The sequence below is a fragment of the Cellulomonas sp. GbtcB1 genome (genome assembly GCF_019091725.1).
Lineage (GTDB): Bacteria > Actinomycetota > Actinomycetes > Actinomycetales > Cellulomonadaceae > Cellulomonas.
Genome location: NZ_JAGXJG010000723.1, coordinates 1 through 229, shown reverse-complemented (window position 1 = coordinate 229; position 229 = coordinate 1). Strand labels below are relative to the sequence as shown.

Here is a 229-nt window from a genome sequence, read left to right as displayed (position 1 = left end):
TACACCTCGCTGGTCCCGCCGCAGGTGCACCGCCTGCTCGACTCGGCGCCCGGGCGGGACGCGCTCCCCGCCTTCGTCGCGGTGCTGCTCGGCGGGGCCGCCACGCCGCCGGGGCTGCTCGCCGCCGCCCGGACCGCGGGCGCGCGGGTCGTGACCACCTACGGCATGTCCGAGGCCTGCGGCGGCTGCGTCTACGACGGCGTGCCCCTCGCCCGGGTGACGGGCGACC

The 229-nt window shown here is 79.9% G+C and carries 1 protein-coding gene; it reads left to right on the top strand.

Annotation, left to right across the window (positions count from 1 at the left end; genetic code table 11):
- Window positions 1–229, top strand: a 229-nt coding sequence (locus KVT14_RS21965; protein WP_217617445.1) for an AMP-binding protein, incomplete at both ends; no start/stop codon positions are given.